The sequence below is a fragment of the Paenibacillus sp. XP01 genome, from assembly GCF_057364885.1.
Genome location: NZ_CP139481.1, coordinates 1,131,914 through 1,145,356, shown reverse-complemented (window position 1 = coordinate 1,145,356; position 13,443 = coordinate 1,131,914). Strand labels below are relative to the sequence as shown.

The following is a 13,443-nucleotide window of genomic DNA, read 5'->3' as shown; positions in this document are numbered from 1 at the left end:
GCAGAAGCATACGTTTGTGTGTCTGGTCATGGCATTGAATCCACAACCCATTATATTATAATTGAAAACAATTCTCATTAAGAAGTTGAAAGGTTCCCGCCGGAAAGCTCGTTTGCTTTCAGACGGGAACCCCCATCATTGCTATCTTCTACTACATTTGCCCCTACCATACCCGGAACGTAAAACGATAGATTTCGCTCATGTCCATGGAGCTGCCTCCGACAAACAGACTGTCCCCGGACCAGAGCAGTTTGTAGAAATCCTGAATGTTGCGGTAGATCACCGTATCCGAGGATAATGCCCCGTTTTTCAAATAAGCCACATGCAGCTCATTCTGCCCTTCCTGATTGTCCAGCACGTCCAAATAGGCGATCCTCGACCTGTCTTCATCCATGCCGAATCCGTAAATGTCCCCTTTGTGAAGCAGCTTGAACTCCTTGTTCTCCGGCTTGTACAAATATAACCCGTGCGTGCCGTTCACCTCGCCCAACATAACGATGCTGCCATTATTCAATACACTGAACTCCTGAATGTACTCGGTCTTGGCCAGGAGCTCGTCCTGCTTGCCGTCTTTCAGCGACATCCGGTAAATACCCTCTTTGTTCTCTCCATACTGGACCGTAACATAGAAAAAACGTCGGTCTTTGCTGACCGCAACGCTTTCCGGCATGGTCAAAACGTCTTTCGAAGCCGTATTTCCGGCGAGCCTTGACACACGCGAGGACAATTCATCATGGGTAATGATCGAATCCTGATCGCCTGTGGTAAGGTCGACCTTTTTATATTGATCATCATCATAGGCGACGTACACATCGTCTCCGATGAATTCGCGCCAGTAGGCATGGTCATCCTTCAGCTTCCGGTGCGTTCCCTTTTTCCAGTCGTATGCGTATAGTTGAGGCTTGTTTCTCTCATCGTAGCGGCTGTACACAACCTTGGTGCCGTCCGGGCTAAGGGCCATGCCAAAATCGGTGTTTGTCGCGATATCTTTCACATGATTGTCATCCATGTATAACATCGACAACTTGACGCCCGAATAGGAAGCGCGAAACCGATTCAAAAAAATGGCATTCTGCTCGGCAACCCGGAAATCGAACATCGGGAAATCGTTCTGCTGTTTGCTCGCCGACTCCAGCCGAAAGGACGAATCCGGCTCCGGCGCAAGCGCAAGCGCCCCGCCTACGCGGCTCTCGGGCAGGACGACCAATCTCGGTTTGGCCGACACGATACCGAACAAGCTGCCGATGCCGTACAACCCGCCTACGAACGCAACCAGCATCCCGGCTAATAGGACGATGTCTCGCTTGTCTTTTAACCAATTCCACCCTTTGTTCATGGGCGCTGCTCCGGCAATAATATTCTCATTTCGCTCCCCCTGCCCAACACGCTGGTCATCTTGACCTGCCCTCCATGGTGCTCAATCGTATTTTTGACGATGGACAAGCCGAGACCCGCACTGCCCTTTTCTTCCCGGTTGACGTCATTCTCACGATAAAACGGCTCGAAGATGCGCTCCAGCGCTTCTTCTCGAACCCCTTCCCCTTGATCGCGGATCAAAATGGCGATTTCGCCGCCGATCCGGAACGCATTCACTGTAATTATCGAATTTACGTATCCGTATTTGATGGAATTATCGAGCACATTAAGAAACGCTTCCTTTAATTTGTCACCGTCCCCCTGCATATACAGCGGATCTTCCAGCTCCGACTTGACCGTCATGTTGTACTTGGCCGCCTTGAACGACATATCGTCGCAGGCTTCCTTCAGAACGGCCGATACGTTGATCCGCTCGAACCGGAACGTCTGCCCCGGGGCGGCGGCTACGGAAGTTTCCAAAATGTCGACAACCATCGTGTTCAAGCGACGGCTTTCGTTGATGATGTAATTCAATCCCTTTTCGAAAAAAGCCTTGTCGGTAAATCCGTTATCCCGCAAAATCTGGGCGTATCCCAGAATCGTCGTGAGTGGTGTCTTCAATTCATGCGTTACATTATCGAAAAAAACCTTGCTGCGCTCCTGAACCTGTTTCACCTCGTCGCGTTCGCGTTCGATAACATCGATCTGCTGCCGAATCCGCCGAATCATCGTGGAGAAGCTGACGGCCAGCTCGCCGATCTCGTCCCGGGTCTGCACCTCGATGTCCGGATTGAGGCTGCCTTGCGCCACCGCCTTCGAATGCTGCGTGAGCACCCGAATCGGCTGCGTCATCCTTCGAGAGATCAGAATCGATCCCAAAAACACAAAAACAAAGATTATGATCGCAAAAGCGCTGATCGTATCCTGGAAGCGTAGATGGCGCCGATAGAGGCTCGAATAATCCTTCTGGAAACGAATGATGCCGACCACCTTGTCTTCGCTAATCAAGGGCGCGGACAAACTGGCCGTGACATGCCCTTTATTAATCCGGGTGCCGTAGGCAATGTTGGATTTCATCGCCGCCTCCACATCCGCCCGGTAGATGAGGCTCGGCTGAACATCGCCTGCCGGATATTTGAACGATGAACCGTCTGCCCGGTAGATGTCGATCTCACCCCCGATGGACAAGCCGATTTGCTTTTCCATGTCGTCCACGTTGGATTCGATGGCGTTTTCGTTCATGCGTTTATTTTTCAGCAAAAAGTATTGATTGACCGCGATGTCCAGATTTTTTTTAAACTGTACCATATCCTCGTCGATCTCGCGGTACATGTTGTCCTCGCTCACTTTGTTGAACACGAGCAGCAGGGCCGCAAATCCGATGAATATGATCACGGCAAACAAAGCTGCCATTTTGAACTGGATCGTCCATTTCATGCCTGCACCTGGGTATCAAGCTTGTAGCCTACCCCGAATACCGTTTCGATGATTGAAGCAGCCGCGTGGCCTTGATCCAGCTTTTTGCGGATGCGCTGCACATGGATATCCACCGTGCGGGTATCCCCGGCAAATTCGAATCCCCACACTTTGTCCAGCAGCTCGGAACGGGTAAACACCTTGCGGTTATGTTCCACAAGAAACATCAGCAGGTCGTACTCCTTGTTGGTCAGCAGCACGCGTTCGCCGTCCTTCCACACTTCGCGCTCGTCCCGGTAAATTTCGATATGCCTGCCAAGGCGCGTCGCCTCGCGGACAGGCTGTTCCAGCGTCTCGCCGATGAGCCCGATGCGGCGGAAAATGGCACGAATGCGCGCCACAACCTCGCGAATGTCGAACGGCTTCGTGATATAATCGTCTGCCCCAAGCTCCATGCCGAGCACCTTGTCCAGCATGTCCGACTTGGCCGTAATCATGATGACCGGCGTCCGGGTCGTCACGGACAAATGCCTGCATATATCGAATCCGCTCATGTCCGGCAGCATCAGGTCCAGCAATACCAGGTCCGGCTGGTGCTGTTCCAGTTGTGAAAGTCCGCCTCTGCCGGTCGCCGCTTCATGAATCTCGAAACCTTCCTTGCGCAGCGAATACGATAAAATGTCGCGAATGCCCTCCTCGTCTTCAATGATCAAAATCCGTTTAGGTCTCATATGCTTTCGGAATCTCCCTGTCTATTTATCGTCTGCCCCGATTCGGGCCTCAACCCTAACCATGCTGCGGTGAAACGTTCCTTTTCACCCAGCTTCTTCTTTTATTCTGTCGCCAGTTCCCAAACTTGACCAGCCCCATCGCGCAAATGTTACAACTACGATACAACCTCGTTCTTTTTGGAAACATGGTGCCGATATAATGGATTTCAACTGCAAGGCACGGCCAAGAACATACACCAGAGGAGAGCGCCCCATGAATCCAATCGACATCAGCCACGTCTATCTTCAATATAAATCCGAAATCGTTCATTATCTATACAACATCTTGAAACATCCGCAAGATGCGGAGGATGCCGCCCAGGAATGTTTCATCCGGCTGCTGCAAAGCAAGGCCGACGTTCCCGAGGATCGAATCCTCTATTATCTAAAAAGAATTGCCCGCAATCTCGCCATGGATACCTTCCGCAAGCGTACCCGGACGCACAGACGCGACAGCAAGCTGGATATGCCTACCTATCATTGTGATACATACGGGCTTGAAATCGACGATGGCGTCGATGAACTGGTCTCTTTTGTCACTAACACGGAGCATCGCGAAATATTGAAATTACGCCTGATTCACGGTTTCTCGGTTAAAGAGACAGCACAGTTGGTAAACCGGAGTGAGGGCATGATCAAATCTTCGGTCTTTCACGCCGTCAACCGGATCCGCGCCAAGATCATCTCCTAGCGGTCCATTTTTACAAAAATCGTCATCTTGCATCGCGGAAAAGCATTTTTCGCGTCGAGTCTTCCACTCAGGCTGCGGGAAACCAGGAAAAAGCGCCTATCCCTTGCAGCCCATATATCCTCATTTTCGTATAATCCAGACGGATAACGTCCCCCATTGGACCACAGGAATGCAATTCCAAAGAAACGCCCCATTCCGTGTATTTCTCTCATTCATTCCAATTTCCTTTGTTTTCTGCGATAATCCCCCCTATTTTCAATGGTGTACATGTCGCCATAGACGGCCCTTCAGTGGTTCATAAGACCTGTTTTAACAATTTATGACCATGTTTTTACATATTGTTATGACGATGTGAGATTTTGGATGTTAAACTATGAACGGATTGTGGAATCCACTAATTTTTGGGAGGGATTTTGGTTGGCTAACTGGAAAAATTGGAGAGGAAAAGGGGTAAAAGCGTTTCTGGCCGTATCCATGGCTTTGCCGCTTCAATTCGGATTATGGGATGCCAATGCATCGGTACATGCAGAGGGTCCGACCGACCCGGCTCCTTTCATTCAGGCCAAGGTTGTCAATGAAAATGCAGGTAAAAAGGTATTGTTCGACAATACCCATGCTCAAACGGCGGGCGCTGCGGACTGGGTTATTGACGGCGGTTTCTCCGATTTTGCCAATGGCCTTGCAAACGAAGGCTATGATGTCAAAGAACTGCGCAAAACGACGCCCGTCACGTATGACGATCTGAAGGATTATAACGTGTTCGTCGTCGCAGAGCCTAACATTCCATATAAAACATCGGAACAGGCAGCCATGAAGCAATACGTCGAAAACGGCGGCAGCATTTTCTTCATCGGCGACCATTACAATGCCGACCGCAACAAAAACCGCTGGGACGGTTCCGAAGCCATTAACGGTTACCGCCGCGGCGCATTCGGCAATCCAACCAAAGGCATGAGCGCCGAGGAAAGCAATTCGGAAGCCATGAAAGACGTGACCAGCACGGACTGGCTGTCCGAGAACTTCGGCGTCCGTTTCCGTTACAACGCGCTCGGCGACCTTAACGCGACGAACATCGTTCCTGCCGATCAGGCATTCGGCATTACGGAAGGCGTATCTGCAGTAGCGATGCACGCTGGGTCCACGCTTGCGATCACCGATCCGACGCAAGCCAAAGGGATCGTATACCTGCCGAAAACAAACGCAGCTTGGCCAAATGCGGTTGACCAAGGCGTTTACAACGGCGGCGGCGTTGAAGAAGGTCCTTACGTGGCGGTATCCAAACTTGGTGCAGGCAAAGCCGGCTTCATCGGTGACTCTTCCCCGGTTGAGGATGCTTCTCCGAAATATTTGCGCGAAGAAACAGGCGCACGCAAAACTACGTATGACGGCTTCAAAGAAGTGGACGATGCCGCGCTGCTCGTCAACATGGTAAACTGGCTCGCTACGCAGGAAAGCTACACCAGTCTGACGCAGGTTCCCGGCCTGCAATTGGACAACCCTACGGCACTGCTGCCGTTCGAAACGCCTGCCCTGTCCACGGAGCCTCAGGCAGAACCTTGGGCCGCACCTGCTGCAGGATACAAATGGTATGACCGTTCCACCTTCAAACCAGGCTCGTACGGCGGACCTGCCTCCAGCGCAAACGCCACATACAGCTTCGTGAAGCAGGATACGCTGCCTAACGCAGAAGACTTCCAAATTCGCGTCGTCGTTGAAAACATGCCTGCCAATACGACCGTATCCGGCTTCAGCGCAGGGATCTACCTGGCGGGCGGTACGCAAGTAGCCATGGTTCAGAACGAGAGCGGCACTTGGCCGACCTCCTATGGATACAGCTCGGCCTTCAGCGTGACGTCCGACAGCAAAGGCCGTGCCATCAAGGATTTGAACGTGCGCATCAAACCGGGCACTTCCGGTGCAGCCAACCTGCGCCTGCGCCTGAACGGAAGCAACCTGATCACGAATGCCGTTACGATCGCCAACGTTCCGGCCGAACCGCTTCCGGGAGAAGAAGGACCGATCCCGGCACCAATCAGCATCGCCGAAGCACGTGCCAAAGCCATCGGCTCCACGGTGACCGTGGAAGGCGTAATCACGACCGAGCCGGGCGCATTCGGCGGACAAGCCTTTTACATGCAGGATGAAACCGGCGGATTGTACGTCTTTCAAAGTGCCAGCGGTTATCATGCAGGCGATGTCGTGAAAATTACTGCGGCATCGGCGCTGTATAATACCGAGTTTGAATTGACCGATATCGTTGCCATCGAGAAAACGGGAACGGCTTCCATTCCCGCTCCAGTAGAGGCTCAAACGGTAACGGCAGACAATCAAGGGCAGCTGATCGAACTGAAAGACGTGACGATTCAAAATATCGTCAGCGCCGCACCTGCAGGCTCCTTTGAGTTTGACGCGGTAGCTGCAGACGGCACAAGCACGCACATCCGCGTGGATACGCGCACCGGCGTAAGCCAGTCCTCCTTCCCTTATGCGGAAGGCGACAAAATTTCCATCACTGGCGTATCCGCTATTTTCAAAGATGTGTTCCAGTTGAAACCAAGAAGCCTGAACGATTTTGTTCCGGCTGAGCAAGAAGAACAGGAACCAACGACTCCAGCAGCGGGGGCACCGGGTACACCGGTGCTTTCCCACAACAACGGTCATGCCAACGGACTGCTTGAAGGCACGTATACGGTGAGCATGAACCTGTGGTGGGGCGAGAATGCAACCAGCTACAAGCTGTATGAAGACGGCGTGCTGATCGACACGCAAAAGCTGACTTACAATGCACCGATGGCTCAATCTGCCGAAACGAAAATTCAAGGCAAATCGAACGGTACTTACACGTATGTTGCTGAATTGACGAACGACAAAGGCACGACTCGCAGCCAAACGCTGACCGTGACCGTAGCCAATGCCGCTCCAGGCAAAGCCGTGCTTTCCCAAGACAATTGGGATGGAGACGGCAGCTACAAAGTCACCATGAATCTGTGGTGGGGAACCAATGCCACGGAATACCGTCTCTATGAAAACGATGTGTTGATCGACACGCAAGCGCTGAATGCAGCAACGCCTTCTGCGCAAAGCGCGGTAACCGAACTGTCCGGTCGTGCCAACGGAACGTACACGTACCGTGCTGAGCTGGTGAATTCAGCCGGTGTGACAAGCACCGAAACGATTACGGTTCAAGTCACAAAAGCGTTGCCTTTGGCTAGCTAATTGCCTCTGGTAAAGAGAGCATTGGCGCATGCCCCTCGCATGAGAAGCCCACGTATGAGAAGCCCACGTATTTGACGCTTCACCACGTGTTACGCCTCGCCTCCGCATGAAACGCTTCAACGCAAAAACCGAAATCGGACACGGCCTTATTGGCCAGTTCCCGTTTCGGTTTTTTTCTCGTACCTGTAACGAACCCGACACACCTTATTCGGGATTATCAGGCCTTCTTGAAATGGTAACGAACCTGAGGAGCGCTATTTCAGCCCAACCCATGTACCACGACCCTGAAATCCACAAATAAGGTGTCTGAGATTCGTTAGCGCCGGAATCAGCTTGATATCGCCCGAATAAGACGTCGTGTCTTTAGCTGGCTGTTTGCTCCCAAAAAGGGGCCAACTGGACCGATATAACCTCTATAACTTCTTCAAACGTCGTTTCCACTGAGCGGTCTTGAGGGTTCCGGCTCCACTGCAAAGCCGATCCGAATATGCCCCAACTGATAACGAGTGCCATAGCTTCCAATTTTTCTTGCGAAAAGCTCTGTGTGTCCACTTCATTTATCCGTTTAAGCAGGAGTCGATGAAGATCCTGATGCATGATATTTTCAAACATCGCTTCAAACTGCTTGTCTCCCGGCGTACTACATTGATGAAACCGCAAAAGAAAATCGAGTATGGTTTGAATAAGGATTCGCAAATTGCCCGCATTGCAACTTGTTCCTTCCGGCAATCTATCCCTTATAGTCTTCTGGAACTTTTCCGTCATCCAATATTCAAGAAAATCATATTTATCCTGAAAATGCGCATAAAACGTTGTTCGATTTACGGTTGCTTGTTTCGTGATATCGTGCACAGAAATGGAATAGACGTTTCTCTTTTTCTCAACCAAATCGTTAAAAGCCTGCACGAACAATTGACGGGTTCTTTTAACACGCGGATCCTCGGGATTTACCGACATCTTATCCCCTCTTTCTCTTGAACTCAAATAACAGACAAAAGGACAAAAATGTTGGGAACACAACACAAACAGCTTTTTGCAGGTTGTTTGCACGGGCTTATTCCTTTTATCTTTTACTTAAGAGGTTGTTCAAAAAGTCACTTTTTTGAAACATGCACTTATACGATTATGATTGCACAAACCAAATCGTATAACAAGAAAATCTCTATCTGAATTGCGAACGAAAGGATGAGTGCATAAATGATTGTTGTTACTGGAGCGAATGGAAAATTAGGTCGGAATGTCGTAGAAGAACTTCTCAAGCGTGTTCCAGCCGGGGATATTGGTGTAAGTGTCCGTGATGTGAACACGGTACAAGATCTAAAAGAACGCGGAGTTCGTGTTCGGCAAGGAAATTTCGATGATTCCGAGAGTCTTCTTCACGCCTTTGAGGGAGCGTCTCAAGTTCTTATGATCTCGTCCCACTCCTTGGGGGAAGCTGCTGTTCGTCAGCATCATACCGCAATCGACTCGGCAAAGAAAGCTGGCGTTAGTCGACTGTTGTATACTAGCCAAATGTTTTCATCTGCAACGTCGCATTTTTCTCCCATGGACGTTCATGCTGCTACAGAAGAGATGCTAAAATCTTCAGGACTGGCTTTTACGTCGCTGCGAAACGGCTTTTATGCCGCATCAGCAATCATGTGGATGGGTGATGCCTTGAAAACAGGGGAATTGATTGCTCCGGAAGATGGTCCTGTTGCCTGGACCACCCATTCCGACCTGGCTGAAGCCACAGCGGTAATCCTGACAGAGCAGAGATATGAAGGAATAACTCCCCACCTTACGGCTTCCGAAGCGATTGACATGGATCGAATCGCAGCGATTGCTTCCAAGGTCTTGGATCGACCGATTCGGCGAATGGTCGTGTCGGATGATGAATATCGGAACCACTTGGTATCCCGAGGACTGCCGGAAGTGATGGTCGGCATGCTTACGGGGATGTTTCAGGCAAGTCGACAGGGAGATTTCTCGCAAACCGATCCCACTTTGGAAAACCTGATTGGAAGATCGCCGGTGAGTTTTACGGATTTTTTGAAAGACTCGATTTCGTAATAACACCTTAACACTGACTGTTTGGAAAAAAAGTGATGAGAACCTGGATGCTATAGCAGGAACAATGAACAATCATTCGAGCACAGCCCTCAACTTAATGACAAGGTGTGAGTTGTTGATACTTATATAAAAAGGAGTGCAGTTGCCACGGCCATGTTTATTGACCGACGTAACTGCACTCCTGATTCCTTCATGTACTTTGCACGGAATCAAGCATAGCACTGAACTATCGAGCACTTCCATTAAACGCTTATTTCTCGACCCTGATTTACACCAGCTTCTTGCGAATGTAACCGGAAATCAGGTCAATGATCGTGATCATCACGATGATGCCCAGCAAAATGATGCCGACGCGCGGCCAGTTCCGCGTGCTGAGCGCAAAGATCAGCGGCGTGCCGATCCCCCCTGCCCCAATGACGCCCAGAATGGTTGCGGAACGTACGTTGATCTCGAACCGGTACAACGTATAGTTGAGGAATCCAGGCAGCACCTGCGGCAGCACGGCAAACCACAGCTGCTGCATGCGCGTGGCCCCGGAAGCGAGCAACGCTTCGGAAGGACCGTAATCGATATTTTCCACTTCGTCGGCAAACAGCTTGCCCAGCATCCCGATGGAATGCAGCCCGAGTGCAAGGACCCCCGCGAAAGAACCCGGTCCCACGGCCTTGATGAACAGCAAAGCCATGATGATTTCGGGAAAAGTGCGAATGAAGCTCAGGACCATCTTGCCTGCCCCCGATATTGCGCGAAACCGGCTCATGTTTCGGGCGGACCAAAAAGCAAACGGAATGCACAGCACGGCCGAAATGACCGTTCCCAGAATCGAGATCGCCAGCGTGTCGAGCAATCCTCGCAGCAAATCTTCGCCTTCCGGCAAATAGACAAAATTCCAGTCCGGCGAGAAAATCCCGGCTACGATCGCCTTCATGATCTGGCCGGCCGTATCCTTGAGGCCGGTAAACGGCACGCCTGCCAATGCCCAGGCATATACCAGGATCAACAGCAGCACGATGACCCAGCGAAGCGGGTTCTTTCGTGGTTTGCGCCGGATGGCGCTTGTTTCATTTTTCATCATAACAACTTCTCCCGCAGCTTAGTACTTACATAATCGATGATGAGGACGATCGCAAGGGTAAACAGAATGATCACGCTCGTTTTGTCATACTCCAGGAATCCAAGCGTTGCCTCATAATAAAGTCCGATGCCCCCTGCGCCTACCAGTCCAAGGATAGCCGCCGCGCGCACATTGATCTCAAAGGCATACAGGACATAGGAAGTAAACTGGGCAGCCAGCTGTGGCACGACCCCATACACGATGAGCTGGATCCGGTTCATGCCGACGGCGGTCATCGCTTCCAGCGGTCCTTTATCGATCGTTTCCAGTGTTTCGTAAGTCAGCTTCGAGATCAGTCCGACCGAGAACACGGCAAGGGCCAAAATACCGGGGATCGGTCCCAGACCGAACACCGCGACGAACAGCGCGGCCAAGAGCAGGTCAGGCACGGTACGAATCAGGTTCAGCACGAAACGGGCCGGATAATAAATCCAGCGGCTCGGCATCAGGTTCCCCGCACAAATGATCGATACCGGAATCGCAATGATGGCACCGATGGTGGTACCGATTAAAGCCATGCGAATCGTTTCCAGCATGCCCTGCACAATGTTGTCGAAGTAGGTCCAGCGTGGCGGAAACATTTCCTTCAGCAGATCCCACATATTAGGGAACCCTTCGATGAGTTCACTAAAGCTGGCATCGGTTTGTTTGGCACTGGCCCACAATAACAGCAAAATGATGATTACGGTGAGCAGATGTTTGGTGCGCCCCGTCGGTTTGGGGCGGTTGACAACCTGATTAGGTCCCAAACCCGGCTCCTTTCCCGCTCCTGTCCGTGGTTGGTGAAGTGAAGCGTTGGCCTGCCCCTTCATACCAGCACTTCTCCCTGCTCGGATACAGGCTGTTTCTCCAACAACTCGTCGGCGAGAATCGGTCTGCCGTAGATTTCGGCGAAACGCTCATCCGTGGCCTCTTCCACCGGACCGTCAAACACGACTTCGCCTGCACGCAAGCCAACGATGCGCGTGGCATACTCCCTCGCCAAGTCGATAAAGTGAAGATTGACGATGGTCGTGATGCCGAGATCCTGATTAATGCGTTTCAAATCATCCATCACTTGTTTGGTTGTGAGCGGATCGAGCGAGGCAACCGGTTCGTCGGCCAAAATGATTTTGGCCTCCTGTGCAAGAACGCGTGCAATCGCCACCCGCTGCTGCTGTCCGCCGGACAGCTGGTCCGCACGGGAATAAGCCTTCTCCGCGATGTTCACCCGTTCCAAAGCCTGGAATGCAAGCTCCGTATCCTCTTTTGGGAAACGTCCCAGGATGGTGCGCAGCGTGGAATGATAGCCAACGCGTCCTGCCAGAACGTTACGAAGCACGCTCGATCGTTTCACGAGATTGAAGCTCTGAAAGATCATGCCGATATCGCGCCGGATCATGCGCAATCGCTTGCCCTGCGCTTTGGTGATCGAACTGCCATTAATCAGAATCTCTCCTTCGCTTATATCATGGAGACGATTAATGGAACGCAGCAGCGTCGATTTTCCCGCACCGGACAATCCCACGACCGCGATGAACTCGCCTTGTTCAAAGGTAAGATTGATATTGTTGAGGCCTTTCGTACCATTCGCGTACATTTTGGTGACGTTATGAAGCTCGATCATTACGCTAATCCTTCTTTCTATAATGGGATCTATCGGAGGGCAGCAGTAACGGGACAAGCCAGCGCAGCGTATGTCACGCTGAACTGGCCTGTCCGCACTGCGAATACATCTGTTTCATGGGATGGAAGCGAATGACAATCGGATGATTTTCAATCGTCTACGTTATCGAAAACTACTCGGTTTTTACTTTTTCACCGTATTGACGAACGATTTCGAACTTGCTGTCGTCGGACTCTACATAACCTTCATGCGTATAAATTTCTTTGATGATCTCATGACCTTCCGGATCTTTACCGATGTCGATGAAAGCTTGTTTCAGCTTCGCGGACCAGTCAGCGTTCATATCCGTACGTACCGCGATGGTGTCGTTAGGAATAGGCTCTGTGAACGCCAGTACACGCGTATCTTCGAATACGGTCGGGTAGTCTTTGGAAACCGTGTTGCGGGCATCTTGGAAAATCGCCGCGGCATCAACGTCGCCGTTCAATACGGCGATAACGCCTTGGTCATGCCCTTTTACCGTTACAGGCGTTACATCTTTCAATGGATCGATGCCTTTATCCAGCAGCAGACCTGCCGGCCATACATAACCTGCGGAAGAAGTTACGTTCTGGTAAGCGATTTTTTTGCCTTTCAGATCTTCAATGGATTGGATCGGCGAATCTTTCTTCACGATAAACATGGATTTATAGGAATCGGCCAAATCCTCTGTCGGAGCACCTGTTTCATCATTCACGCCAAAACGCTGCGCCTGCAGGATAACTTGTGCAGCGCCTTTTTCTTTAGCAAGCACGTAAGCTGTCGGAGGCAGGAAACCGACATCGACTTTTTTGGAAGCCATGGCTTCGATGATCGTGTTGTAGTCTGTCGATACGCTGACTTTAACCGGGATGCCCAGTTTGTCGCCAAGCAGCTTCTCCAGCGGTTTAGCTTTTGCTTCCAGCGTATCCGCGTTTTGGGATGGTACGAATTGCACCGTCAGTTCAGTAGGAACGTAACCTTCGGCAGTTTTGTCTGTGTCTGCCTCGTTTGAGGACGTTCCGGAGGCCGCATTCGAGCTCGAATTTGTTCCGTTAGCGGAATCTGTAGTTGTACCCGCGTTTGACCCACAAGCACTTAATAGCAGAATGACAAGCAACAATGGTAAAAATAATGCAGACTTCTTCAAGCGAACACCCTCCAAAGAGTTTCTATTTTTCAATACTTGTCTACTATAGTTGTC

Annotated in this window: 11 protein-coding genes; 3 read left to right on the top strand and 8 right to left on the bottom strand. The window is 51.1% G+C overall.

Going from position 1 to position 13,443, the window contains the following annotated elements; translation table 11 throughout:
• Window positions 1-163 precede the first annotated feature (163 nt).
• From SNR34_RS05210 to SNR34_RS05200, 3 genes are read right to left on the bottom strand one after another with little or no spacing between them, the layout of a single operon-like run.
• Window positions 164-1,336 carry a hypothetical protein gene (locus SNR34_RS05210; RefSeq protein WP_486181330.1) on the bottom strand — a complete coding sequence of 391 codons (1,173 nt, stop codon included), beginning with the start codon at window positions 1,334-1,336 and terminating at the stop codon, window positions 164-166.
• The gene (locus SNR34_RS05205; protein ID WP_486181329.1) at window positions 1,333-2,793 is read right to left on the bottom strand and encodes a sensor histidine kinase; all 1,461 of its coding nucleotides are present in this window, start codon (window positions 2,791-2,793) and stop codon (window positions 1,333-1,335) included. The genes SNR34_RS05210 and SNR34_RS05205 overlap by 4 nt, the downstream gene beginning before the upstream one ends.
• Window positions 2,790-3,503, bottom strand: coding sequence for a response regulator transcription factor (locus SNR34_RS05200; RefSeq protein ID WP_343261481.1), 714 nt, complete (start codon window positions 3,501-3,503; stop codon window positions 2,790-2,792). Before SNR34_RS05200 ends, SNR34_RS05205 begins: the two co-directional genes overlap by 4 nt.
• Before the next feature lie 253 nt (window positions 3,504-3,756).
• Here SNR34_RS05200 and SNR34_RS05195 point away from each other — a divergent pair, with 253 nt between their 5' ends.
• Complete coding sequence (locus SNR34_RS05195) at window positions 3,757-4,233, top strand: RNA polymerase sigma factor (protein WP_343261480.1); 477 nt, start codon at window positions 3,757-3,759, stop codon at window positions 4,231-4,233.
• Between the two features lie 474 nt (window positions 4,234-4,707).
• Window positions 4,708-7,449, top strand: a complete 2,742-nt coding sequence (locus SNR34_RS05190; RefSeq protein WP_486182398.1) for a chitinase N-terminal domain-containing protein — start codon at window positions 4,708-4,710, stop codon at window positions 7,447-7,449.
• A gap of 363 nt (window positions 7,450-7,812) precedes the next feature.
• Here the strand turns inward: SNR34_RS05190 and SNR34_RS05185 are convergent, their stop codons facing one another.
• Complete coding sequence (locus SNR34_RS05185) at window positions 7,813-8,406, bottom strand: TetR family transcriptional regulator (protein WP_236420241.1); 594 nt, start codon at window positions 8,404-8,406, stop codon at window positions 7,813-7,815.
• 240 nt (window positions 8,407-8,646) lie between these two features.
• Between SNR34_RS05185 and SNR34_RS05180 the strand changes: the two genes are divergently transcribed.
• The gene (locus SNR34_RS05180) at window positions 8,647-9,501 is read left to right on the top strand and encodes an SDR family oxidoreductase (protein ID WP_339276329.1); all 855 of its coding nucleotides are present in this window, start codon (window positions 8,647-8,649) and stop codon (window positions 9,499-9,501) included.
• Between the two features lie 268 nt (window positions 9,502-9,769).
• Here the strand turns inward: SNR34_RS05180 and phnE (SNR34_RS05175) are convergent, their stop codons facing one another.
• The 4 genes from phnE (SNR34_RS05175) to SNR34_RS05160 all read right to left on the bottom strand — a co-directional run bounded on the left by phnE (SNR34_RS05175) (window position 9,770) and on the right by SNR34_RS05160 (window position 13,389).
• A complete protein-coding gene (gene phnE / locus SNR34_RS05175) occupies window positions 9,770-10,576 on the bottom strand; it encodes a phosphonate ABC transporter, permease protein PhnE (RefSeq protein ID WP_339276327.1) in 807 nt (268 codons plus the stop codon).
• Window positions 10,573-11,427, bottom strand: coding sequence for a phosphonate ABC transporter, permease protein PhnE (gene phnE / locus SNR34_RS05170; protein ID WP_486181328.1), 855 nt, complete (start codon window positions 11,425-11,427; stop codon window positions 10,573-10,575). Before phnE (SNR34_RS05170) ends, phnE (SNR34_RS05175) begins: the two co-directional genes overlap by 4 nt.
• The gene (gene phnC / locus SNR34_RS05165; RefSeq protein WP_236420245.1) at window positions 11,424-12,221 is read right to left on the bottom strand and encodes a phosphonate ABC transporter ATP-binding protein; all 798 of its coding nucleotides are present in this window, start codon (window positions 12,219-12,221) and stop codon (window positions 11,424-11,426) included. Before phnC ends, phnE (SNR34_RS05170) begins: the two co-directional genes overlap by 4 nt.
• Window positions 12,222-12,393: 172 nt before the next feature.
• Window positions 12,394-13,389, bottom strand: coding sequence for a phosphate/phosphite/phosphonate ABC transporter substrate-binding protein (locus tag SNR34_RS05160; RefSeq protein ID WP_236420246.1), 996 nt, complete (start codon window positions 13,387-13,389; stop codon window positions 12,394-12,396).
• Between the last annotated feature and the right edge of the window lie 54 nt (window positions 13,390-13,443).

What these genes read in the sequence shown, in the direction of transcription:
- phnE (WP_486181328.1), bottom strand. Translation starts at nt 11,427, where the DNA reads ATGAAGGGGCAGGCCAACGCTTCACTTCACCAACCACGGACAGGAGCG.
- phnE (WP_339276327.1), bottom strand. Translation starts at nt 10,576, where the DNA reads ATGATGAAAAATGAAACAAGCGCCATCCGGCGCAAACCACGAAAGAAC.
- SNR34_RS05195 (WP_343261480.1), top strand. Translation starts at nt 3,757, where the DNA reads ATGAATCCAATCGACATCAGCCACGTCTATCTTCAATATAAATCCGAA.
- SNR34_RS05210 (WP_486181330.1), bottom strand. Translation starts at nt 1,336, where the DNA reads ATGAACAAAGGGTGGAATTGGTTAAAAGACAAGCGAGACATCGTCCTA.
- SNR34_RS05180 (WP_339276329.1), top strand. Translation starts at nt 8,647, where the DNA reads ATGATTGTTGTTACTGGAGCGAATGGAAAATTAGGTCGGAATGTCGTA.
- phnC (WP_236420245.1), bottom strand. Translation starts at nt 12,221, where the DNA reads ATGATCGAGCTTCATAACGTCACCAAAATGTACGCGAATGGTACGAAA.
- SNR34_RS05190 (WP_486182398.1), top strand. Translation starts at nt 4,708, where the DNA reads ATGGCTTTGCCGCTTCAATTCGGATTATGGGATGCCAATGCATCGGTA.
- SNR34_RS05205 (WP_486181329.1), bottom strand. Translation starts at nt 2,793, where the DNA reads ATGAAATGGACGATCCAGTTCAAAATGGCAGCTTTGTTTGCCGTGATC.
- SNR34_RS05185 (WP_236420241.1), bottom strand. Translation starts at nt 8,406, where the DNA reads ATGTCGGTAAATCCCGAGGATCCGCGTGTTAAAAGAACCCGTCAATTG.
- SNR34_RS05200 (WP_343261481.1), bottom strand. Translation starts at nt 3,503, where the DNA reads ATGAGACCTAAACGGATTTTGATCATTGAAGACGAGGAGGGCATTCGC.